The organism is Curtobacterium sp. PhB25, from assembly GCF_004365375.1.
In the GTDB taxonomy this organism is placed as follows: domain Bacteria; phylum Actinomycetota; class Actinomycetes; order Actinomycetales; family Microbacteriaceae; genus Curtobacterium.
The window spans coordinates 811,549-833,605 of sequence record NZ_SODR01000001.1; the positions used below are offsets into that span (position 1 = coordinate 811,549).

At 73.0% G+C, this 22,057-nt stretch carries 19 protein-coding genes and 1 tRNA gene; 15 read left to right on the forward strand and 5 right to left on the reverse strand.

The features are described from left to right. Positions 1-274: 274 nt before the first annotated feature. From EDF51_RS03705 to EDF51_RS03715, 3 genes are all read left to right on the forward strand, one after another. A tRNA-Arg gene (locus EDF51_RS03705) sits at positions 275-346 on the forward strand. Positions 347-599: 253 nt separating this feature from the next. Next, positions 600-4,484, forward strand: a complete 3,885-nt coding sequence (locus EDF51_RS03710) for a Pls/PosA family non-ribosomal peptide synthetase (protein ID WP_134193870.1) — start codon at positions 600-602, stop codon at positions 4,482-4,484. Between the two features lie 26 nt (positions 4,485-4,510). Beyond that, a complete protein-coding gene (locus EDF51_RS03715) occupies positions 4,511-5,839 on the forward strand; it encodes a M1 family metallopeptidase (protein ID WP_235035812.1) in 1,329 nt (442 codons plus the stop codon). On the opposite strand, the gene EDF51_RS03720 is transcribed toward EDF51_RS03715, so the two are convergent. Then, on the reverse strand, positions 5,836-6,105 hold the full coding sequence (locus tag EDF51_RS03720) for a helix-turn-helix domain-containing protein (protein ID WP_132100267.1): 270 nt from the start codon (positions 6,103-6,105) through the stop codon (positions 5,836-5,838). The two genes, EDF51_RS03715 and EDF51_RS03720, sit on opposite strands and share 4 nt — an antisense overlap. A gap of 32 nt (positions 6,106-6,137) precedes the next feature. Between EDF51_RS03720 and map the strand changes: the two genes are divergently transcribed. After that, entirely contained in the window at positions 6,138-6,905 is a 768-nt protein-coding gene (map, locus tag EDF51_RS03725; RefSeq protein ID WP_134193872.1) for a type I methionyl aminopeptidase, read from the forward strand. Here map and EDF51_RS03730 read toward each other — a convergent pair. Further along, positions 6,889-7,473, reverse strand: a complete 585-nt coding sequence (locus EDF51_RS03730) for a 4'-phosphopantetheinyl transferase superfamily protein (protein WP_132100265.1) — start codon at positions 7,471-7,473, stop codon at positions 6,889-6,891. The genes map and EDF51_RS03730 overlap by 17 nt on opposite strands. A 46-nt stretch (positions 7,474-7,519) precedes the next feature. Continuing rightward, positions 7,520-7,723 carry a hypothetical protein gene (locus tag EDF51_RS03735; RefSeq protein WP_071255966.1) on the reverse strand — a complete coding sequence of 68 codons (204 nt, stop codon included), beginning with the start codon at positions 7,721-7,723 and terminating at the stop codon, positions 7,520-7,522. A gap of 302 nt (positions 7,724-8,025) precedes the next feature. Here EDF51_RS03735 and EDF51_RS20395 point away from each other — a divergent pair, with 302 nt between their 5' ends. The 5 genes from EDF51_RS20395 to EDF51_RS03760 all read left to right on the forward strand — a co-directional run bounded on the left by EDF51_RS20395 (position 8,026) and on the right by EDF51_RS03760 (position 13,446). Then, a complete protein-coding gene (locus EDF51_RS20395) occupies positions 8,026-9,933 on the forward strand; it encodes a TPM domain-containing protein (RefSeq protein WP_279432385.1) in 1,908 nt (635 codons plus the stop codon). An 80-nt stretch (positions 9,934-10,013) separates the two neighbouring features. After that, positions 10,014-10,739, forward strand: coding sequence for a PspA/IM30 family protein (locus EDF51_RS03745; protein ID WP_133937057.1), 726 nt, complete (start codon positions 10,014-10,016; stop codon positions 10,737-10,739). Between the two features lie 55 nt (positions 10,740-10,794). Next, positions 10,795-11,616, forward strand: a complete 822-nt coding sequence (locus EDF51_RS03750; protein ID WP_123294263.1) for an arginase family protein — start codon at positions 10,795-10,797, stop codon at positions 11,614-11,616. A gap of 55 nt (positions 11,617-11,671) precedes the next feature. Then, positions 11,672-13,075, forward strand: a complete 1,404-nt coding sequence (locus EDF51_RS03755; protein WP_123671673.1) for an NAD(P)/FAD-dependent oxidoreductase — start codon at positions 11,672-11,674, stop codon at positions 13,073-13,075. 2 nt (positions 13,076-13,077) lie between these two features. Continuing rightward, positions 13,078-13,446, forward strand: coding sequence for a Fe-S oxidoreductase (locus EDF51_RS03760; RefSeq protein WP_123294261.1), 369 nt, complete (start codon positions 13,078-13,080; stop codon positions 13,444-13,446). A gap of 525 nt (positions 13,447-13,971) precedes the next feature. On the opposite strand, the gene EDF51_RS03765 is transcribed toward EDF51_RS03760, so the two are convergent. Together EDF51_RS03765 and EDF51_RS03770 are read right to left on the reverse strand one after the other, a co-directional pair. After that, on the reverse strand, positions 13,972-14,769 hold the full coding sequence (locus EDF51_RS03765; RefSeq protein WP_243650039.1) for an ABC transporter ATP-binding protein: 798 nt from the start codon (positions 14,767-14,769) through the stop codon (positions 13,972-13,974). Between the two features lie 26 nt (positions 14,770-14,795). Further along, entirely contained in the window at positions 14,796-15,713 is a 918-nt protein-coding gene (locus EDF51_RS03770) for a siderophore-interacting protein (RefSeq protein ID WP_243834049.1), read from the reverse strand. Positions 15,714-15,779: 66 nt separating this feature from the next. Here EDF51_RS03770 and EDF51_RS03775 point away from each other — a divergent pair, with 66 nt between their 5' ends. The 6 genes from EDF51_RS03775 to EDF51_RS03800 are packed head-to-tail and all read left to right on the forward strand — an operon-like array spanning position 15,780 to position 21,817. After that, complete coding sequence (locus EDF51_RS03775; RefSeq protein WP_166673227.1) at positions 15,780-16,721, forward strand: alpha/beta fold hydrolase; 942 nt, start codon at positions 15,780-15,782, stop codon at positions 16,719-16,721. A 58-nt stretch (positions 16,722-16,779) separates the two neighbouring features. Then, the gene (locus tag EDF51_RS03780) at positions 16,780-18,333 is read left to right on the forward strand and encodes an ABC transporter substrate-binding protein (RefSeq protein ID WP_133937063.1); all 1,554 of its coding nucleotides are present in this window, start codon (positions 16,780-16,782) and stop codon (positions 18,331-18,333) included. A 28-nt stretch (positions 18,334-18,361) separates the two neighbouring features. Further along, positions 18,362-19,315, forward strand: coding sequence for an ABC transporter permease (locus EDF51_RS03785; RefSeq protein WP_123339771.1), 954 nt, complete (start codon positions 18,362-18,364; stop codon positions 19,313-19,315). Further along, complete coding sequence (locus tag EDF51_RS03790) at positions 19,312-20,199, forward strand: ABC transporter permease (protein ID WP_133937065.1); 888 nt, start codon at positions 19,312-19,314, stop codon at positions 20,197-20,199. Before EDF51_RS03785 ends, EDF51_RS03790 begins: the two co-directional genes overlap by 4 nt. Then, a complete protein-coding gene (locus EDF51_RS03795; protein WP_243834048.1) occupies positions 20,196-21,038 on the forward strand; it encodes an ABC transporter ATP-binding protein in 843 nt (280 codons plus the stop codon). Before EDF51_RS03790 ends, EDF51_RS03795 begins: the two co-directional genes overlap by 4 nt. Next, on the forward strand, positions 21,035-21,817 hold the full coding sequence (locus EDF51_RS03800) for an ABC transporter ATP-binding protein (protein WP_134193876.1): 783 nt from the start codon (positions 21,035-21,037) through the stop codon (positions 21,815-21,817). The genes EDF51_RS03795 and EDF51_RS03800 overlap by 4 nt, the downstream gene beginning before the upstream one ends. Positions 21,818-22,057: the final 240 nt, after the last annotated feature.

A 22,057-nucleotide genomic window follows, 5' to 3' on the forward strand; every position in this document is an offset into this window, starting at 1 on the left:
GCGCGTGGCGGGCCCGCACCGTGCCTCCCGTCCGACGGCCACCACGCACAGTGCCGGGCCCGCCACCCGGTGCGAGGTTGCACGCTTGGTGCGCGCTTGCAGCGCCGCACGGAGCGCGCAACGCAGCACGGGCCCGCGACGCACGCACGGTGCGGACGGGAGGCCCGTGGCGGGCCGGCACCGCGCCTCCCGTCCGCCCTGCAGTCGCGTCTCGTGCACGACACGCGCTGTCCAGGAGCCCGCGCCGGACCTGCTACGGTTGTTCCACCCCTTGGCCCCCATAGCTCAGGGGATAGAGCACTGCCCTCCGGAGGCAGGGGCGGAGGTTCGAATCCTCCTGGGGGCACTGGAAATTGCCGGCCAAGCTGCGGCGACCTTCCCCCGTTGAGACTTCTCCGGGTCCGTCGCCAGTCTCGTGGCGGATGTTGACGTTCGCGCGGATGATGAGCAGGAATGGTCGGGTCGGGGGAAGCGACTCGACAGTTTCTGCTCACAAAGCGCCCGCGCGCACCGCGCTACCCCGTGTTTCCCCGCGCGTCACGCGCACCCCCTAGGATCACGGGCCGGTCGTCCTGCACGCGACCGGGAAGAGGGAACCGATGACCACCGGCACCGGGAACGCGCAGCTCGAACTCGCCCGCGGCGGGCACGCCCCCGCTCCACGGACCCTGTTCGACGTCCTCGCGGCGACCGCGGCCACCCACCCCACCGCCACCGCGCTCGAGGACCCCGCCGGCACCGTCGAGTACGCCGCCCTGCTCGACCTCGTGCGCGCGCAGGCCGACGACCTCGCCCGTCGCGGAGTCCGACGGGGTGACCGGGTCGGGGTGCGGATCCCCTCCGGCGGGCGTGACCTGTACCTGTCGATCCTCGCGGTCCTCGCCGCCGGAGCCGCGTACGTGCCCGTCGACGCCGACGACCCCGAGGAACGCGCGACCCTCGTGTTCGGTGAGGCCGGCGTCGTCGGCGTCATCGGCGCCGGCGGCATCCTGCGTGACCGCGACGGCGGCGAACTGCCCGTGACCGACCCCACGGCGCGCGCCGAACTCCCCCACCTGGACGACGACGCGTGGATCATCTTCACCTCGGGGTCGACCGGGGTGCCGAAGGGCGTGGCGGTCACCCACCGCAGTGCTGCGGCGTTCGTGGACGCCGAGGCGCGGATGTTCCTGCAGGCGGCGCCGATCGGTCCCGGTGACCGGGTGCTGGCGGGGCTGAGTGTCGCGTTCGATGCGTCGTGCGAGGAGATGTGGCTGGCATGGGGGCACGGTGCCGCGCTGGTGCCGGCGCCGCGGTCGCTGGTGCGGACGGGGGCGGACCTCGGGCCGTGGTTGATCGCGCACACGATCACGGTGGTGTCGACGGTGCCGACGCTGGCCGCGCTGTGGCCGGACGACGCGTTGGAGCAGGTGCGGCTGGTCATCTTCGGTGGTGAGGCGTGCCCGCCGGAGCTCGCCGCCCGGATCGCGAGTCGCGACCGTGAGGTGTGGAACACGTACGGTCCGACGGAGGCGACGGTGGTGGCGTGCGGGTCGCTGCTCGACGGGAGCCAGCCGATCCGGATCGGGCTGCCGCTGGACGGGTGGGACCTGGCGGTCGTGGACGGTGCCGGGCAGCGGGTGGAGCCGGGCGGGGTCGGTGAGCTCGTGATCGGTGGTGTCGGGTTGGGGCGGTACCTGGACCCGGCGAAGGACGCGGAGAAGTACGCGCCGTTCCCGGAGCTCGGGTGGGAGCGGGCGTACCGGAGTGGTGACCTGGTGCGCTACGACCCCGAGGGGCTCGTGTTCCAGGGGCGTGCGGACGACCAGGTGAAGCTCGGTGGTCGGCGCATCGAGCTCGGGGAGATCGACGCGGCGCTGCAGGCGCTCGACGACGTGGCCGGTGGTGCGGCCGTGGTGCAGCGGACCCCGGCGGGCAACCAGGTGCTGGTGGGGTACGTGGCACCGGTGGCGGGTGCCACGGTGGACGTCGCGGCTGCGAACGCCCGGTTGCGGCGGGAGCTGCCCGCTGCGCTCGTCCCGCTCGTCGCCGTGGTGGACTCGTTGCCGACGCGGACGTCGGGCAAGGTCGACCGTGCGGCGCTGCCGTGGCCGTTGCCCGGGGCGACGGACGCCGCGATGCTGCCGGACACGGTGGCGTGGATCGCGGAGCGCTGGGCGGCGATCCTCGGGGTGCCGGTGTCGAGCGTCGACGACGACTTCTTCGCGCACGGTGGCGGGTCGCTGACGGCGGCGCAGCTGGTGTCCGCGATCCGCGAGCGGTTCCCGACGACGACCGTCGCCGACGTCTACGACCACCCGCGCATCGGCGCGCTGGCGGCCGCGTTGGACGAGTCCGGTCCGGTGGCGGCCGCATCACGCGACGTGACGCCGGTCCCGCCGACGACGGGCCTCGCGATGACGCTGCTGGGCTTGCCGGTGCAGGTGCTGCGCGGGTTGCGGGTCCTGACGTGGACGGCGCTGGTCGCGGCGGTGCTGCACGCGACGACGCTGCCGTTCCTGCCGGTGCTCCCCTGGCCGGCGCTCGTGGTCGCGCTGCTGGTGTTCGTGACGCCGATCGGCAAGATGGCGCTCACGGTCGTGCTGGCCCGGCTGCTGTTCGTCGGGGTCCGGCCGGGCGACCACCCGCGGGGCGGTTCGGTGCACCTGCGGGTCTGGCTGGCGGAGCGGATCGCCGAGGCGGTCGACGGTCCCTCGACCGCCGGGGCACCGTGGATCAGCTACTACGCCCGTGCGCTCGGGGCGCGGATCGGCACGGACGTCGACCTGCACACGCTCCCGCCGGTGACCGGGATGCTCACGATCGGCAAGCGTGCGTCGATCGAGCCCGAGGTGGACCTCGCGGGGCACTGGGTGGACGGTGACGTGTTCCGGCTCGGCCGGGTCCGTGTCGACGACGACGCCGTCGTGCACAGCCGCACCACGCTGCTGCCCGGTGCGCACGTGGGCGCGGGTGCCGAGGTCGAGGCCGGCTCGGCCGTCGCCGGCCGGGTGCCCGCCGGTCAGCGCTGGGCGGGTTCCCCCGCCGAACGCGTCGGGTCGGCCAGGCACGGCCGGGAGGCCCGTCCCCCGTCGCGTCGACGCTGGCTGCTGGCGTACGGGGCCGGCTCCGTGGCCGTGGCCGGGTTGCCGGTGATCGGGGTCGCGGTCGGGCTGCTGGTCGCCGTCGCCCTGGTCGGGCGTGCGTCGACGCTCGGTGACGCGGTGCTGCGCGCCCTCGCGACCGTGCCGCTCGCGACCGTCGTCGCCGGGGCCGTGTACGCGCTGCTCGTGGTGGGGTCGGTGCGGTTGCTCGGCATCGGGCTGCACGAGGGTCGCCACCCCGTGCGGTCGCGGATCGGCTGGCAGGCGTGGTCGACGGAGCGGGTGCTGGACGCGGCGCGGACGCTGCTGTTCCCGCTGTACGCCTCGCTGATGACGCCCGTGTGGTTGCGGCTGCTCGGGGCGAAGGTCGGCCGGAACACGGAGATCTCGACGGTCCTGCTCATCCCCGCGCTGACGCAGATCGCGTCCGGTGCCTTCCTGGCCGACGACACCATGGTCGCCACGTACGAGCTCGGTGGTGGCCGGGTGCGGATCGGCCGGTCGAAGGTCGGTCGGCGGGCGTTCCTCGGCAACAGCGGGATGACGGGCGCCGGACGCTCGGTCCCCCGCGAGGCGCTGGTGGCGGTGCTGTCCGCCGTGCCGAAGAAGGCCAAGCGCGGGTCGTCGTGGCTCGGCTCGCCCCCGGTGCGGCTGCGCCGTGCGGCGACGCAGTTCGACGAGGAGCGCACCTTCCGCCCGCCCACGCGGCTCAAGGTCGCCCGCGGTTGCTGGGAGCTGCTGCGGCTCGTGGCCCCGATGGTGTCCGCTGCGATCGCCCTCGGGGTGGCGGGCACCCTGCTCGCCCTGTGGTCGGCGGTCGGCGTCGGGTGGACGGTGCTGCTCGCCGGACCGGTGCTCATCGTCGCCGGGGCCGTCGCCGCGGTGGTGTCGACGATCGCGAAGTGGGCGTTCGTCGGCCGGATCACCGCCCGGGAGCACCCGCTGTGGTCGTCGTTCGTGTGGCGCAACGAGGTGCAGGACACCTTCGTCGAGACGGTCGCCCGACCCTGGTTCGCCGAGCAGGCCACCGGCACCCCGGCCCTGGCGGCGTGGCTGCGGAGCCTCGGCGCGACGATCGGCCGCGGCACCTGGCTCGAGACCTACTGGCTGCCCGAGGCCGACCTCGTCACGATCGGGGCCGGCGCATCGGTGGCGCGCGGGACCGTCGTGCAGACCCACCTGTTCCACGACCGGGTGATGCAGCTCGACACCGTGCGGCTCGACGCCGGCGCGACCCTCGGGCCGCACAGCGTCGTCCTGCCCGCCGCCGGCATCGGCACGGGCGCCACGGTGGGTCCGGCCTCGCTCGTGATGCGCGGCGAGCAGGTGCCCACCGGGTCCCGCTGGTCCGGCAACCCCATCGCTCCGTGGACAGCCGAACCGGCCACCGTGGCGGACTGACCGGCGCCATGGGGTTGACTGGGACCGTGCCGAACACCCCCGCTGCCGACCCGTACACCCCGCACAGCGGCGACCGACGCTGGAGCGCCGAGCACTACGACCTCCGCCTCGACTACCGCGTGGCCACGAACCGCCTCGACGGCACGGCGACGATCACCGCCCGAGCCCACGAACCCCTCGACCGGATCGTCATCGACCTGCACGGCCTGAGCGTCGAGCGCGCCGACGTCGACGGCACCCGCGCGAAGAAGGTGTCGAAGGCGGTGCACAAGGTCACCGTCACCCCGGCGTCGCCGATCGCTGCCGACACCACGTTCACCGTGCACCTGCGGTACCGCGGCAACCCGCGCCCCGTCCGCAGCGCCTGGGGCCAGGTCGGGTGGGAGGAACTCACCGACGGCGTCATCGTCGCGGCCCAGCCGACGGGGGCGCCCTCGTGGTTCCCGTGCAACGACCGACCGGACGACAAGGCGACCTACCGGTTCGAGATCGCCGCCGAGGCCGCGTACGACGTCCTGGCGAACGGTGCACTGCTCGGCAAGGAACGCGACCGCATCGGCACCAGGTGGACGTACGCGACCACCGAGCCGATGGCGACCTACCTGGCGACGGTGCAGATCGGGCGGTACCGCACGACGAGGCTCCGCGGCGCCGTCGTCCCCGTGACCCTGCACCACCCCGCCGACCTGGCGGCCGCCGCGAAGACCGACTTCGGGCAGGTGCCGGAGATGCTCGCGCTGTTCTCGGACCGCTTCGGCCCGTACCCGTTCGCGGCGTACGGCGTCGTGGTCACCGACGACGAGCTCGAGATCCCCCTCGAGGCCCACGGGCTCGCGGTGTTCGGCCGGAACCACGTCGACGGCGAGCACGGCACCGACCGGCTCATCGCGCACGAGCTCGCGCACCAGTGGTTCGGCAACTCGGTGACGGTCACCCGCTGGCAGGACATCTGGCTGCACGAGGGGTTCGCCTGCTACGCCGAGTGGTTGTGGTCCGAGCACCACGGCGGCGACACCGCCGACGTGCTCGCGGCGCAGTACCGGCAGGGGCTCCTCGACCAGCCTGAGGACCTCGTCGTCGGCGACCCCGGCGCGAAGGACATGTTCGACGACCGGGTCTACAAGCGCGGGGCCCTCGCCCTGCACGCCGTCCGCCGCACGTTCGGCGACGACGCGTTCACCGCCGGGCTGCGCAGCATCACCGAACGGCACCGGCACGGTTCGGTGACGGTGCCCGACGTGCTCAGTGCGTTCGCCGACGCCGCCGGCCGTTCCGTCGCGGACGTCCGAGCGGTGACCGGGCCCTGGATCGACGAGGCGTCGGTACCGGCGCTGCCCGCGCCGCGCGTCGACTAGCCAGCCAGCTCGCCGTCGGCCGGGTCGCAGCTGACCTCGGACCAGACCGCGTCGAGCGACAGCCCGACCACGCCGGCGACGGCCGCGATGGTCGAGAACGCCGGGGTCGCGATCCGCCCGGTCTCGATCTTGCGGAGGGTCTCGGGCGAGATCCCGGCGGCGAGGGCGGTGTCGACGATCGACCGTGGGCCACGTGCGCGGCGGAGCAGGGCGCCGAGACGGCGACCGCGCGCGACCTCGTCGGGGCGGAGCGGGAGACGGACCATCCCCACATAGTAATACCGGTATGATCATCCGCGTGATCGAGATCCTGACGCCCGCCGAGGTCGAGAAGGCCCGTGCCACCGGAGCCCTCGTCGGCACCATCCTGCAGACCCTGCGCGAACGGACCCGCGTGGGCACCAACCTGCTCGAGATCGACCGGTGGGCGAAGCAGATGATCGAGGCCGCCGGCGCGGACTCCTGCTACGTCGACTACGCACCGTCGTTCGGCCGCGGTCCGTTCGGCCACCACATCTGCACCGCCGTGAACGACGCCGTGCTGCACGGGCTGCCGCACGACCGGGCGCTGGCCGACGGCGACCTGCTCACCCTCGACCTCGCGGTGTCGCTGGACGGCATCGCCGCGGACGCCGCTGTGAGCTTCGTCGTCGGCACCCCGCGCGCCGAGGACCTGGCCCTCATCGACGCGACCGAGCGCGCCCTGGCCGCCGGGATCGCCGCCGCCGGCCCCGGCGCCCGCATCGGCGATCTGTCGCACGCCATCGGGACCGTGCTCGAGGGTGCGGGCTACCCGGTCAACGTCGAGTTCGGCGGCCACGGCATCGGCTCGACCATGCACCAGGACCCGCACGTGTCGAACACGGGCCGCGCGGGCCGCGGCTACACGCTCCGGCCCGGCCTCCTGCTCGCGCTCGAGCCGTGGGTGATGGCAAATACCGACGTGCTCGTCACCGATGCCGACGGTTGGACGCTCCGCAGTGCCACGGGAGCCCGGACGGCCCACACCGAGCACACCATCGCGATCACCGAGGACGGCGCCGAGGTGCTCACACTCCCCCGCTGAGCGTCCCCTCGACCACGACGGGCAGCCCGCCGGCCGCGACGACGAGCACCAGGTCGGGCGCCGGCCGGTGGACCGTCACCGGGTGGTCTCGCCCCTCGAACCGCGCGGTGCCGGCAGCGACGTCCACGTCGACCGACAGCGGATCGACGCGCAGACCCCGACCGTCGCGCTTCAGCACGGCCTCCTTCGCCGCCCAGCAGGCCGCGAGCAAGCCGGCATCACCGGCCGAGCGCTCGCGTTCGCCGGGCGTGAAGACGTCGAGCGGTGCTGCGCCGACGCGGGACACCCGCTCGAGGTCGACGCCGACCGTGCCCGGCGTGACCGCGAGCGCGAGCACGCCGGTCGTGCGCGACAGACTGACGCCGAACGCCGTGCCGTGCACCGTGGCCCAAGGACGACCGTGGTCGGTCCCGGCACAGTGTGGGCAGACGCGCCCCGCGCGCACGGCGGCCGTCTCGACTGCCGCAGCCGCCGCGACGGCGGCGACCAGGGCCTCCCGGTCGGCCGCGCGGTCCGGACCCGTCGCGCACAACGTCACCACGACGGCCTGGAGGCCCGACTCACCCACGCACGCAGCCTACGGTGCGCGGATGGCCGGCCCAGGGCCGTGGTCGCTACGCGTGCGTGAGTGCGATCAGTGCGACGTTCATCGTGCTGTAGAGACCCTCGGATCGGGTCGCCTGGCGGACGCGTCCGCGCAGCACTTCGTAGCGGCCGTCGTGCTCGCGCACGAAGCCGATCACGCCGGTCGCCGGCGTCGATACGCGGTGGTAGCCGTCCTCGAGCGGGACGACCTCGGTACTCGTGGTTCGCTCCATTGCAGTTCCCTTCCGTTCGTCGTCGAACAGTGGCGCCAGCCTACCCCGCTCCGGGGGACAAGACACCCATGGATCGGCTTGTCCACAGTGTTCGCCGAGAGTCCGTCCGTCGCTTGCGCGCCGTGGATAGACTCCGGGCGACGGCGCTCTCAGGGCGCCGTTCGGGACGGCGTCGACGGCGCCGACCGGCGACGGACGGAGGACGGATGCGAACGGTCCAGCGCGGATCGGGCACAGGCGGGTCGAGGACGGAACGGGGGACAGCGCGGCTCTGGGGTCGCGTCACGGCAGCAGTCGTGGCGATGCTGATCGTCCTGGCTCCGGCGGCGACCGCGCAGGCCACGGCACCGGTCGACCTGGGTGGGGCGTACGTCCTCGACGAAGCCGACGCCCTCAGCTCCTCGCAGCAGGCGCAGGTCGAACAGGCGGTGCAGGACCTGTACGCCGAGACCCAGACGCAGCTGTACGTCGTGTTCGTGCCGACGTTCACCGATCCGACGGACCACACCGCGTGGGGCTCCGCGGTCATGGAGCAGAACCAGATCGACACCGACGGCATCCTGCTGTCGGTCGCCGTCGACGACCGCAACTACGACGTGCAGCAGACGAACGAGACCGCCATCTCCGAGTCCGACGTGCAGAGCGCCGTGAACGACTCGCTGCTCCCCGCGCTGAAGCAGGGCGACTGGTCCGGCGCGGCCGTGGCGTTCGCGAACGGGCTGACGGACACCCAGGCGCCGCCGAACCTGACCTGGCTCTGGATCCTGTTGCTCGTCGTCGTCGTCGGCCTGATCGTCGTCGTGCTCGTCATCCGCACCCGCAACAAGCGGAAGACCGCCGCGGCCACCCAGGCACAGCAGGAGTCCCTCGCCGACCTCGAGCGCACCGCCGGCGGCGCACTCGTGACGATCGACGACGAGCTCCGCACCGCCGAGCAAGAGGTCGGGTTCGCCACGGCCCAGTTCGGTCCCGACGCCGCGAAGCCCTTCGCCGACGCCGTCGCCGCTGCGCAGCAGGCCGTGCGCAAGGCCTTCACGTTCCGGCAGCAGCTCGACGACGAGATCCCGGACTCCCCCCAGCAGCGTGCCGACTGGGCGAACCAGATCATCGCGATCTGCCAGCAGGCGCACGCCTCGATCGAGGAACAGACCGAGTCGTTCGACAAGCTCCGGTCGCTCGAGGACGGCGTCGAGGAAGCAGCCGCCGCACTGGCCCAGGCCGTCGCGGAAGCGCCGGCGTCGGTCGGCGCAGCAGCAGCCGCGCTCGACCGCGTCCGAGCCAACTACACCGGACGCACCCTCGCGACCGTCGCCGACAACGTCGACCAGGCACACCAGGTGCTCGCCTACGCCACCGAGCGCTCGAACGCGGCCACCGCGGCGATCGCGGCCGGCGACAAGGGCGAAGCGGTGGTCGCCGTGCGCGACGCCCAGCACGCCCTGGCCCAGGTGCAGCAACTCACGAACAGCGCGGTCGCGGCCGAGGGCACCTTCACCGAGGCCACCGCACGCGCCGAGGCGATGCGCATCGACATCGAGGGCGACGTCGCCGCGGCCCGGACCCTCACCGTGGGCGGGCCCGACCTCGCCGCGGCCGTGACCCGGGCGCAGACCGTGCTGCGGCAGGGGTTCGACCCGAAGGACCCGATCACCGCGGTCGACGCCCTCACGAAGGCGAACACCGAGATCGACCAGGCCATCGCGGCCGCCCGGGGTGCCGAAGAGCAGCAGCGCCGGGCGTCCCGCGCCCTCGACGACGCCCTGCGCGACGCCCGGAACCGGATCAGCCAGGCGCGCGAGTACATCTCGCTGCACCGTGGCGGCATCGGACCGACCGCCCGCACCCGCCTGTCCGAGGCCGAACGCGCCCTCGACGACGCCGTGCAGCTCGCCACCACCGACCCCGGACAGGCACTGCAGGCAGCACGGGCGGCCGAGCAGTACGCCGCCGCGGCGATGGACTCGGCGAACGACGACATGGGCGGCTGGGGCGGCGGCGGCGGCGGCTTCGGTGGTGGCGGCGGCAACGGCGCCCAGCTCGGCGGCCTCGTCACCGGCATCGTGCTCGGCGGCCTGCTCGGCGGTCGCGGTGGCAGCTTCGGCGGCGGCTCCTTCGGGGGCGGCGGGGGCGGCGGCTTCGGCGGCGGGGGCGGTTTCGGCGGTGGCGGAGGCGGCGGCGGAGGCGGGTTCTCCGGCGGCGGCCGCTTCTGACCCCGACCCACCCGACGACCAGACCACACACCCGACAGACCAGACACACGACGTCAGACCTTCCAGGAAAGGGAACAGCAATGGCAAAGCAGACGATCTTCGGCCGCATCTCCACCCTCGTGCGGGCGAACATCAACCAGCTCATCGACAACGCCGAGGACCCGCAGAAGATGCTGGACCAGCTCGTGCGTGACTACACGAACAACATCGCCGACGCGAAGACGGCGATCGCGCAGACGATCGGCAACGTGCGGCTGCTCGAGCAGGACCACGAAGAGGACAAGCGCGCCTCGTCCGAGTGGGGCCAGAAGGCCGCCAACGCCTCCACCGCCGCGGACAAGTACCGCGCCGAGGGCAAGACGGCCGAGGCGGACAAGTTCGACAACCTCGCCAAGATCGCGATCGGCAAGCAGATCGCGGCCGAGCAGGAGGTCAAGGACGCCGAGCCGAACCTCGCCTCGCAGAACGAAGCGGTCGAGAAGCTCAAGACCGGGCTCGCCGGCATGGAGCAGAAGCTCGAGGAGCTCCGTGCGAAGCGCGACAACCTCGTCGCCCGCTCGAAGACGGCCGAGGCGCAGTCCAAGGTCAACGACGCCCTCGGCAACATCGACGTACTCGACCCGACGAGCGACCTCGGTCGCTTCGAGGAGAAGGTCCGTCGTGAAGAGGCCAAGGTCCTCGGGCAGCATGAACTGCAGTCGTCGAGCCTCGACGCCCAGTTCGAGAGCCTCGAGGACGTCGGCAAGGACGCCGAGGTCGAGGCACGTCTCGCCGCGCTGAAGTCGGGCGGCTCGTCGAGCCTCTGACGTTCCCGGACGACCTTCCCGGACGACGCCGGACCCCAGCTGACAGACTGAGACGATGCAGTTCCTCGTGGTCGGTCAGTGGCAGGGTTCGGCGTCGTCGCGCGCGATGCGCCTCGGGGACGGAGCGACCGCGATCGCGGCCGACCTCCCCCGTGCGTCCACCACCGTGGTCGACGTCCCCGCCGGCGCGGGCGACCGGCTCGAGACGGCCGTCGCCCGCTACACCTCCGTGCTCGCCGTCGCCGACCGCGTGGCCGAGGAGACCGGCGTCGCCAGCGAACCCGTCCTCGTCGTCGGCGGGGACGGTGCGAGCGTCCTCGGCGCGACCGTCGGCCTCGGACCGGACACCGCGTTCGTCCGCATCGCCGGGTCCAGCGGGTACCGCGCACTCAACCGCGCCCAGCCCGTCGCCGCCGAGACCGCAGCCCTCCGGATCCTGGTCGACCGCGCCGACGAGCTGTTCCCCGCGCTGCCGGTGCTCCCCGCCTCGTCGGTCGTGGTCGCGGGCGTCCGCGGGCTCGACGACGCCGAGGACGCCGCCCTCGACCGTGCCGGGATCACACGACTCGACGTCGACGCCGCCACCCCGGAGGCCCTCGCCGCCGCCGTCGACGCCACCGGAGCGACCTCGGTGTTCGTGCACGTCGACCTCGACGTCCTCGACCCGTCCGAGGTCGACGGCCTGCTCGAGCCGGTGCCGTTCGGACTCGACGGCGCGGGACTGGTCGAGCGGATCCAGGCCGCGACCCGCGGCCGCCGCCTGGCCGGCGCCGCGCTCACCGGATTCGCTCCCGTCGACCCGGAGCGTGCAGTGGACGACCTCGGCGTGATCCTGCGCGTCGTCGGGGCGTTGACCAGCGCCTCCCGGGTGGCCTGAGAACCGACCCGGCGCGCCGGGCGCACCCCATGCCGGTCCGCGTACGCTCGGCCTCATGACGGACTACGACCTCATCGTGATCGGCGCCGGCGCAGTCGGCGAGAACGTGGCGGACTACGCCCACAAGCGCGGCCTGGCGGTCGCGATCGTGGAGTCCGAACTGGTCGGCGGCGAGTGCTCCTACTGGGCGTGCATGCCGTCGAAGGCACTGCTGCGCAGCGGCCACGCCCTGGCAGCGGCGAAGCGGCTCGACGGCGCGAAGCAGGCCGTCACCGGCGAACTCGACGCCGCCCACGTGCTCGCGCGCCGCAACTCGTTCACCTCGGACTGGAAGGACGACGGCCAGGTGTCCTGGCTCGAGTCCGCCGACATCGCCCTGATCCGCGGCCACGCCCGCATCACCGGCGAGAAGACGATCGAGGTCGGCGGCGAGACGCACACCGCCCGTGCCGCCGTCGCCGTCGTGACCGGCTCGCTGCACGCGCTGCCCGACGTGCCGGGACTCGCCGAGGCGAAGCCGTGGGGCACCCGCGAGGGCACCAGCGCCCAGCAGGTGCCGGAGAGCCTGCTCGTGATCGGCGGCGGTGTCGCCGGCTCCGAGCTCGCCACCGCCTGGGCATCGCTCGGCGCGAAGGTCACCCTCGTCGCCCGGCACGGACTGCTCGGCGGCATGGAACCGTTCGCCGGCGAACTCGTCACCGATGCCCTCCGCGAGCTCGGCGTCGACGTCCGCACCGGCGTGAACCCCGTGCGGGTCGACCGCGACGAGCACGGGCTCGTCACCACCACGCTCGACGACGACACCACCGTCATCACGAGCGAGGTGCTGGCCGCCACCGGCCGCACCCCGCACACCGCCGACCTCGGGCTCGAGTCCGTCGGGCTCACCGCCGGCGACTGGCTCGAGGTCGACGACACGATGCTCGTGCACGGCACCGACTGGCTGTACGCCGTCGGCGACGCCAACCACCGCGCCCTCCTCACCCACCAGGGCAAGTACCAGGCCCGCGCTGCCGGCGAGGCGATCGCCGCCCGGCACCAGGGCACGCCGCTGCACACCGAACCGTGGGGCGCACACGTCGCGACCGCCGACCACGCCGCGGTCCCCCAGGTCACGTTCACCGACCCCGAGGTCGCGAGCGTCGGCCTGACCGAGAAGGCCGCGCGCGAGCAGGGGCTGAACGTCCGTGCCGTGGAGTACGACCTCGGCGGCGTCGCGGGTTCCGCGCTGCAGGCCGACGGCTACACCGGCCGCGCCAAGATGGTCGTCGACGAGGACCGCGGGGTCGTCGTGGGCGTCACCTTCGTCGGCCAGGACGTCGCCGAGATGCTGCACGCGGCGACGATCGCCGTCGTCGGCGAGGTACCGGTCGACCGCCTCTGGCACGCGGTGCCGGCCTACCCGACGATGAACGAGATCTGGCTCCGACTGCTCGAGACCTACGGTCGCCCGGCCTGAGCATGCGCGGACTGGCACGCCGGGCGCTGCTCGACTCCCCCGTGTCGCGGGTGGGCTGGCTGTTCGCCACGGCGGTGGGCCTGGCGATCGGTGTGCCGCTGTCGACCGGCCGCGTCCGCGTGGTCGACGGGCTCGTCGTCTGCTCGGGGCTGCCGCGGTGGGTGTTCCGTCGCGGTGGCACCTGCGTGGGTTCGGTGTACCTCACCCGGGACAACGACGGGCCCCGGGTGCTGCGGCACGAGCGGGTGCACGTCGAACAGTGGCGGCGGTACGGCATGCTCATGCCCGTGCTGTACGCCGTCGCCGGCCGAGACCCGCTCCGCAACCGCTTCGAGGTCGAGGCGGGGCTGGAGGACGGCGGCTACCGCTGACGGGTGTCCGTGCGCGGCGCTCTTCCTGCTGCGCTGCCCTGCGTTGCCCTGTGCCGTGTGCCGTGTGTGCCGATCGGTCACGACACCCCGTCGGGCTGGCGCCGAGTGGTCGCAGACCGTCGGCGGCTCCGGCCGCATCCGACTGTCTGCGACCGCTCGGCGCGGCACGCGCGGCGCGGCGTGACCTCCGGTGAGGGCCGGGCGGGCGACGAGACGTGACCGAACGGCGGACAGGAGGCACGGATCACGGCCGCCACGGGCCTCCCGTCCGCCGTGGTCCTGCCTACCTGCCCGGCTGAGGAGCGCTGATCGGTCGCGACACTCCGCCGGGGCGGCGCCGAGCGGTCGCTGACCGTCGGCCGCACCGGCCGTGGCCGACGGCACGCGCCCGCTCCGACGCCCTCCACCCCTGCCGCCGAGGTTCCACGACATGCCGCGTGCGTTGCGCCGAGGTTCCACGGGCGGCCCGGAGGTGGCGCGAGATGCCGAGATTTCGGAACCTCGGGGTGCGGAGGGGCGGGCGAGTCAGGCGGCGGGACGACGGGGAACGATGAGGGGCGTGCCGGTCTCGGGGTCGGGGACGACCACGCACGGCAGGCCGAAGACGTCCTCGACGAGGTCGGCCGTCAGCACCGCGGCCGGGGGCCCGGCAGCGACGATCGACCCCTGGCGCATCGCGATGACGTGGGTGGCGTACCGCGCCGCCTGGTTCAGGTCGTGCAGCACCGCGACGACCGTCCGACCCGCGGCGTGCAGGGCGGAGGCCAGCTCGAGCACGTCGTACTGGTGTGCGATGTCGAGGAACGTCGTGGGCTCGTCGAGCAGCACGATGTCGGTCTCCTGCGCCAGGACCATCGCGATCCACACCCGCTGCCGCTGCCCGCCGGAGAGCTCGTCGACGCTCCGGTCCGCCAGCTCCACGGTCGACGTCTGCTCCAGGGCGGCCTGCACGGCACGCCGGTCGGACCCGGACGACGGGTGCAGCAGGTCCTGGTGCGGGAACCGCCCGCGGGACACGAGGTCGCGCACGGTGATGCCGTCCGGTGCGATCGGCGTCTGGGGCAGCATGCCGACCCGCCGGGCCACGGCCTTCGGACGGTAGGAATCGATCGGCGCCCCGTCGAGGTACACCGTGCCGGCTCGGGGCTTGAGGGTGCGCGCGAACGACTTCAGCAGCGTCGACTTGCCGCACGCGTTCGGACCGACGATGACGGTCAGTTCACCGTCGGGGACGTCCACGTCGAGCCCGTCCACCACGATGCGGTCGTCGTACGCGAGCGTCAGCCCACGCACGCCGAGCGCGGTCGTGGGGACCCCGACCACGCTGGTCGGCAGTCCGCCTGCGGCGTTCAGTTCTCGGCCTTGCCGTGCCGCCAGTACCCCATGAACGCGACCTGCTTCCGGTCGATGCCGACGCCGCGCACCAGGTGCCGTCGGAGCTCCTTGACGCAGCCGGCCTCGCCCGCGATCCAGGCGTAGACGGGGCGCGACTCCTCGGTGGCCGGCACGTCCCAGAGGACCTGCTCGTCGACGTCGACGTCCGCCAACTCGACGGTGTCCCCACAGGCGGGACCCGCTGCGACGGGTGCAGCACCGGCGACGACCGTCGACGCCCACGCGTGCACCTGGTCGGTCATGCGGACGCCGTGGGTCGCACCGTTCCGGGCGATCCAACGGACCTCGACCCCGGCGGGCGCGGTCACGGGCAGCCGGTCGGCGTCGGTCGGCACCTCGATGAAGACGTGTCCGACGGTCGAGACGTCGAGCGCCTCGAGGATGGCGCAGATGGCCGGGGCGGCGGTCTCGTCCCCGGCGAGCAGGATGCGGTTCGCGTGCCCGGGTGCGAACTCGGCGGCACCGGTCGGCAGGTCCTCGGGCGATTCCGGCACACGGGGTCCGACGATCCGGAGTTCATCGCCGACCCGGCAGGACGACACCCACCGGGATGCGGGTCCGGCGTCGCCGTGTGCGACGAAGTCGATGTCGAGCTCACGGGCGTCGGGCCGGAACGAGCGGACCGTGTAGGTGCGCAGCGGGTTGCGTTCCGCGTCCGGCAGCGCACGCCAGGCGGCGTACCAGTCGTCGTCCTCGGGCAGTTCGGAGAACCCCACGCCGTCGAGCGGCAGGACGACCTTGATCCGCTGGTCGAGCCCGACCGAGGAGAAGTCCGCCAGGGCATCGCCCGTCAGCGTCACCCGGACGAAGTGCGGGGTGAGCGACGTGACCGCTGCCACACGGACGGAGAAGACGCGGTACCGGGTTGCCACGGATCCGAGTATGGCATGCCTTACCTAACGTCTCCAGACCCCGCAGACGGTGCGAAGATCGGTTCCGTGCCCGATGCCCCCGACGACGAATTCGCAGACCTGGCCGCCCTCGCCCGCGCGAGCGGCGTGACGGAGCCGCTCCGCGCATCCAGGCAGGTGGTCCGCACCGATGACGGGCAGGAGACGTCCGCCATCCGGTGGGGCGACCGGGAGGCCCGGATCACCTACCTGCACGGGCTCGGCATCGACGCCCACAGCTTCGACCAGACCGCGCTCGCCGTCGGCGAGCCGGCGGTCGCCCTCGACCTGCCCGGCCACGGCCGGTCGTCGTGGCGGGACGACGCCGACTACGGGGCGTCCGTGACGGCGCCGACCGTGCTCGCCGCGCTCGACGCGCTCGAGGTGCCGCCGGGGATCGTCGTCGGGCACTCGCTCGGCGCGATCCTGTCGGCACGACTCGCGGCCACGGCTCCGGAGCGGGTGACCGGGCTCGTCCTCGTCGACATGTCGCCGGACTTCGCGCAGCGGGCGGTCGACCGGATCGCCCGCGCGCTCGAGGCCGAGGAGCCGTTCGCCACCCTGGACCAGGTCGTCGACCGGGCGATCGAGGCACGAGTCGGCGACGACCGGCACGTGCTGCTGCGTGAGGCGCGCCACACCACGCGGCTCGGTGACGACGGAGCGCTCGTGCGGCGCCACCACTTCCCGCACCTGCCCGCCGGCCGCACGTCGTCGGTGGGGCGCTTCGCCGACGCCTGGCCCGATCTCGAGGCCCTGCGCGTGCCGATCCTGCTCGTCCGCGGCGACCGCGGGTACGTCTCGCCGAAGCTGCACGCCGCGTTCGCCGAGCGGCTGCCAGAGGCCGAGATCGTGACGGTCACCGCACGGCACGCGGTGCAGAACCAGGCGCCCCTCGAACTGGCTTCGGCGATCCGGGCATGGGCCGCACGTCACGGATTGTTGCACCGGATCGATGAACCGTCGCGGGACCGTACCGGCCCCCGGTAACCTCGTGCGAGCGCGAGCTGTGACCATCGCCCTCGCGTCCGGAAGGAACCCACACCCCATGAGTCCGCTCCTGTCCCGCCGTACCGCCCGGGCTGCGCGCACCACGCGCCTCGGACGTGCTGCCCTCGCCGCCACCGCGGTCGCCGTCGTCTCCGCCCTCGCGCTGACCGGCTGCTCCGGCTCGTCGAACGAGGACGGCGGCGCCGACGCCACCGTCCGCGTCGGCCTGGTGCTCGAACCGACCAGCCTCGACATCCGCACGCAGTCCGGTGCAGCGCTCGACCAGGTGCTCATCGACAACGTGTACCAGGGGCTCGTCGGCCGGACCGCCGACGGCGACATCCGCGACGTGCTGGCCTCCGAGCACGAGGTCTCCGACGACGGCCTGACGTACACGTTCACGCTGCGCGACGGCATCACCTTCCAGGACGGCAAGGACGTCACCGCGGCCGACGTCGTGTGGTCGCTGGAGCAGGTCAAGTCGAACGAGACCTACGTCGACTCCGCCAAGCTCGCGGGCGTCACCTCGATCACGTCACCGTCGACCGGTGTGGTCGAGCTCAAGCTGGCGAAGCCCGACTCGGACCTGCTCTGGAACCTGACCGGCCGCTCCGGGCTGGTGCTCGAGAAGGCCGCGACGAACGACCTGTCGGACACCGCGAACGGCACCGGCCCGTACGAGGTCGCGAGCTGGAAGCAGGGCGACTCACTCACCTTCGACCGCAACGACGACTACTGGGGCACGAAGGCGAAGGTCGCGAAGATCGTCTTCCGGTACATCACCGACCCGTCGACGGCCGTCAACGCCATGGCGAACGGCGACCTCGACGTCCTCAACCCGGTCGACGGAACGCTCAAGAGCCAGCTCGATGGCAACTCGGACATCGCGCTGCACTCCGGCAAGACGACCGACAAGTACACGCTCGCGTTCAACGACCAGAAGGCGCCGTTCACCGACAAGAAGGTGCGCCAGGCGATCCGGCAGGCGATCGACCCGAAGGCCCTCATCAAGGCCATCGGTGGCACGGGCGTCGAGCAGGGCGGCCCGATCCCGGAGCTCGACCCCGGGTACGAGGACCTGACCGACATCGACGCGTACGACCCCGACAACGCGAAGCAGCTCCTCGCCGCCGCCGGTCAGGAGAACCTCAAGCTCACGCTGACGTACGCGAACATCTACCCGGCGACCATCGGCGACGTGCTCAAGTCGCAGCTCGCCGACGTCGGGATCACCCTGACCGTCAAGCGTGTCGACTTCGCCACCTGGCTGTCGACGGTGTTCCAGGCGCCGAAGTCGGGTGAGCGCGACTTCGACCTGTCGATGGTGGACCACGTCGAGGCCCGCGACTTCGGCAACTGGGCGAACCCCGACTACTACTTCGGGTACGACAACGCCGAGGTGCAGTCGCTGTACGCCGAGTCGATCGCGGCCACCGACGAGGACGCCAAGGTCGACGCCCTGCGGAAGGCAGCGAAGATCGTGAGCGAGGACGCCGCCGGCGAGTGGCTCTACACGGCCACCGAGATCACCGCCGTGCGCACCGGCGTGACGGGCTTCCCGGTCGACGGCGGCAACTCACGACTCGACCTGTCGAAGCTCGCCGTCAAGTGAGACGACCCGCGCCCGGGGCTCCGAGCACGTGACCCGGTTCCTGGTCGGCAGGCTGCTGCTGTTCGTCGTCGGGCTGCTCGTCGCGAGCGTCATCATCTTCGCGACCCTGCGGGTGCTGCCCGGCGACGTCGCACAGGTCGTCGCCGGCACCCAGTCGACCCCGGCGCAGGTCGAGCAGCTCCGGCAGCAGCTCGGCCTCGACCGGCCCGTCGTGGTGCAGTACCTCGACTGGATCGGCGGGGTGTTCCGCGGCGACCTCGGCCGGTCCCTGGTGACCAACGGGCAGGTCGCGCCGGAGATCGCGCAGAAGCTGGCGATCACGCTGCCGCTCGCGGGCATGTCACTCGTCACCGCGCTCGTGATCGGCGTCCCCCTCGGGGTCGTCGCCGCGGTGCTCCGCCGTCGACCGGGCGGCGCCGTCATCGGGTTCGTGGCGCAGGCCGTCGCCGCGATCCCGGTCGTCTGGGCCGGCATGCTGCTCGTCGCGCTGTTCGCCGTCACGCTGCACTGGCTGCCGACACAGGGCTTCCCGCTCGACGGCTGGTCCGAGCCGGGGCGTGCGTTCGCGTCGCTCGTGCTGCCCGCCCTGACCATCGGCGCGGTCGAGGGCGCCGTCATCCTGCGCTTCACCCGGTCCGCGACGCTGTCGGTGCTCGACGCCGACCACGTCCGCACCGCGGCCGCGATCGGGCTGACGCGCACGCAGGCGTTGCTCCGGCACGGGCTGCCCTCGGTCGCCCTCACCGTGCTCGCCGTGCTCGGGGTGCAGATCGCCGGGCTGCTGGTCGGGGCCGTCGTCGTCGAGCAGCTGTTCTCGCTGCCCGGGGTCGGTCGCATGCTCGTGACCGACGTCGGTCGCCGCGACGTCACCAAGGTGCAGTCCGAGCTGCTCGTGCTCACCGGGCTCGTGCTGCTGGTCGGCTTCGCCGTCGACGTCGTGCACCGCGCCCTCGACCCACGCCAACGCGAGGTGTCCGGATGATCCGCCGCCTGCTCTCCCGCCCCACCGGGGTCTTCGCCGTCGTCGTGCTCGGCCTGCTCGTGGTGCTCGCCGCCGTGTCGCTCGTGTGGACGCCGCAGGACCCGTTCCGCGCCGATCCGTTCCACCAGTGGGAGGGCCCGAGCGCGGCGCACTGGTTCGGCACCGACGCCGCCGGTCGCGACATCGCGAGCTACCTGCTCGCCGGCACCCGCACCACGGTGCTCGTCGCCGTCGGGGCCGGGGTGATCGCGAGCGTCATCGGCATCGTCCTGACCGCGATCGGGTCGCTCACCGCCCGCTGGGTGCGCGAGGGCACGGCCGTCCTGCTCGACATCCTGGTGGCGTTCCCGACCCTGCTGACCGCGATGCTGCTGACCGCGGTGTTCGGTGGGTCGCTCGGGGTCGTCATCGTGAGCGTCGGACTGTCCTTCGGCGTCACGATCGCTCGGGTCGCCCGCGGCGAGATTCGCCGAATCGCCCGCAGCGACTACGTCACCGCGGCCCGGGCCTCCGGTGTCGGTGGTGTCGGGGTGCTGTTCCGCCACCTGGTGCCGAACGCCGCGCCGCTGTTCACCGTGCAGCTCTCGCTCGCGATGGCCACCGCGGTCCTCGCCGAGGCCGGGCTGTCGTACCTGGGCTACGGCGCGGGGTCGGACACGGCGTCGTGGGGCAACCTGCTCTCCGACCTGCAGACCTACATCGGCGTGCACCCGTGGAGCGCCACCTGGCCGGGAGCCGCGATCGCGCTGGTCGTCGCCGCGCTCTCCCTGCTCGGTGACGCGATCCGCGACGCCACCGACCCGCGGTTGACGACGAACGACCGCGCAGCGGGCGGCGACCGTCGCACCGACCCGGCCACGACCACCCCGGGGGTGACCGCATGACCGACCGCAGCCACAGCCGCAGCGACACCGGCAGCCACAGCGACACCGGCCCCGGCGGGCTCGCGGTGGTGGGGCTCTCCGTCCGCATCGCGGGGCGGACGATCCTCGACGACGTGACGTTCACCGTGCCTCCCGGCGAACGCGTGGGCGTGATCGGCGCATCCGGATCCGGCAAGTCCATGACCTCGCTCGCCCTGATGGGCCTGGAGCCCGCCGGCGCGACCGTCACCGGCAGCATCCGCCTGGACGGCACCGAACTCGTCGGCCTGACCGACCGGGAGCGCGCGGAGCACCGCGGATCCGGCATCGGCATGGTGTTCCAGGAGCCCGGCACCGCCCTCGACCCGCTGCGCCGCGTCGGCGCGCAGATCGCGGAGCCGCTGCGCCTGCACCGCGGACTCGACCGGCGGGCGGCACGCGCCGCGGCGACCACCCTGGCGGCGGACGTCGGACTGCCGGACCCGGAGTCGCTGCTGCGGCAGTACCCGCACCAGCTGTCCGGCGGGCAGCGTCAGCGGATCTGCATCGCGATGGCGATGGCCGGGCAGCCCGCGTACCTCGTGGCCGACGAGCCGACCACGGCGCTCGACGTCACGACCGAGGCGCGGATCCTGGACCTCTTCGAAGGACTACCGGCCGGCATGGTCTTCGTCACGCACGACCTCGCCGTGCTCGCGCGGATCGCCGACACCGCCGTCGTGCTCGACGGCGGACGGGTCGTCGAACAGGGCTCGGTCGCGTCCCTGCTCGCCGCACCGCAGCACCCCGCGACCGTCGCGCTCGTCGACGCCGCGCGCGCCACCGCCCGTCGTGCCCGTCCGTCCGGAGGCTCCGTATGACCGCCATCCTCGAGGGGGTCGGGCTGCACCGCACCTACCGGCTCCCCCGCCGGGGGCCCTTCGAACCGGGCCCCGTCCGCACCGCCGTCGACGGCGTCGACCTGACGGTCGCCCCCGGCCAGCGGCTCGGGATCGTCGGCGAATCGGGGTCCGGCAAGTCCACCCTGGTGCGGCTGCTCGCCGGCCTGGAGGCACCTTCCGCGGGTTCCGTGACCGCCTCCGGTCGTCCGGTGGTGGCGTCCGGTTCCGCGGCCGCGATGCGCTGGTTCCGTCGCGAGACCGGGGTGGTGTTCCAGGACCCGTACGCGTCCCTCGACCCGCGGATGCGCGTCGGCGCGATCGTCGGCGAACCGCTGCGGGCGCTCCGGATCGACGGGGACCACCGGGTGCTGGTGCGCGACGTGCTGGATCGGGTCGACCTGCCGGCGGATGCTGTCGACCGGTACCCGCACGAGTTCTCCGGCGGGCAGCGGCAGCGCTTCGCGATCGCCCGGGCCGTGGTGCACGGGCCGCGGATCCTGTTCGGCGACGAGCCGATGAGCGCCCTCGACGTGGTGGTGCGGGCACGGGTCATCGAGCTGTTCCGCTCGCTCGCCGACGACCTCGGGCTGACCCTGGTGCTGGTGTCGCACGACATCGGTGTTGTCCAGCGGCTGTGCGACACCGTCGCGGTGATGTCGGCCGGGCGCATCGTGGAGCACGGGCCGGTGTCGGTGCTCGATGCGCCGGCGCACCCGGTGACGCGGGCGCTGGTGGAGGCTGCGCCGACGCTGCCGTAGGGGCGGGGCGGGGCGGGGCGGGCGGGGCGGCACGCGATTCGCGACATCCCACGAGTCGATCAACGCGTGGCCTGTCGGAACATGCACACGCACCGCATGCACGTGCATGATGCGACGATCCACGAGGTGATCGACGCGTGCTTCGTCGGAACATGCACACGCACCCACCTCGCTCCCAGCACATCGGCCTGGGGTGTGCGACTCCTGTTCGACTGGGCGGGACTCCTTGCCCACTGAGCG

What these genes read in the sequence shown, in the direction of transcription:
- EDF51_RS03710 (WP_134193870.1), top strand. Translation starts at nt 600, where the DNA reads ATGACCACCGGCACCGGGAACGCGCAGCTCGAACTCGCCCGCGGCGGG.
- EDF51_RS03720 (WP_132100267.1), bottom strand. Translation starts at nt 6,105, where the DNA reads ATGGTCCGTCTCCCGCTCCGCCCCGACGAGGTCGCGCGCGGTCGCCGT.
- EDF51_RS03735 (WP_071255966.1), bottom strand. Translation starts at nt 7,723, where the DNA reads ATGGAGCGAACCACGAGTACCGAGGTCGTCCCGCTCGAGGACGGCTAC.
- EDF51_RS20395 (WP_279432385.1), top strand. Translation starts at nt 8,026, where the DNA reads ATGCTGATCGTCCTGGCTCCGGCGGCGACCGCGCAGGCCACGGCACCG.
- EDF51_RS03745 (WP_133937057.1), top strand. Translation starts at nt 10,014, where the DNA reads ATGGCAAAGCAGACGATCTTCGGCCGCATCTCCACCCTCGTGCGGGCG.
- EDF51_RS03750 (WP_123294263.1), top strand. Translation starts at nt 10,795, where the DNA reads ATGCAGTTCCTCGTGGTCGGTCAGTGGCAGGGTTCGGCGTCGTCGCGC.
- EDF51_RS03755 (WP_123671673.1), top strand. Translation starts at nt 11,672, where the DNA reads ATGACGGACTACGACCTCATCGTGATCGGCGCCGGCGCAGTCGGCGAG.
- EDF51_RS03760 (WP_123294261.1), top strand. Translation starts at nt 13,078, where the DNA reads ATGCGCGGACTGGCACGCCGGGCGCTGCTCGACTCCCCCGTGTCGCGG.
- EDF51_RS03780 (WP_133937063.1), top strand. Translation starts at nt 16,780, where the DNA reads ATGAGTCCGCTCCTGTCCCGCCGTACCGCCCGGGCTGCGCGCACCACG.
- EDF51_RS03790 (WP_133937065.1), top strand. Translation starts at nt 19,312, where the DNA reads ATGATCCGCCGCCTGCTCTCCCGCCCCACCGGGGTCTTCGCCGTCGTC.
- EDF51_RS03795 (WP_243834048.1), top strand. Translation starts at nt 20,196, where the DNA reads ATGACCGACCGCAGCCACAGCCGCAGCGACACCGGCAGCCACAGCGAC.
- EDF51_RS03800 (WP_134193876.1), top strand. Translation starts at nt 21,035, where the DNA reads ATGACCGCCATCCTCGAGGGGGTCGGGCTGCACCGCACCTACCGGCTC.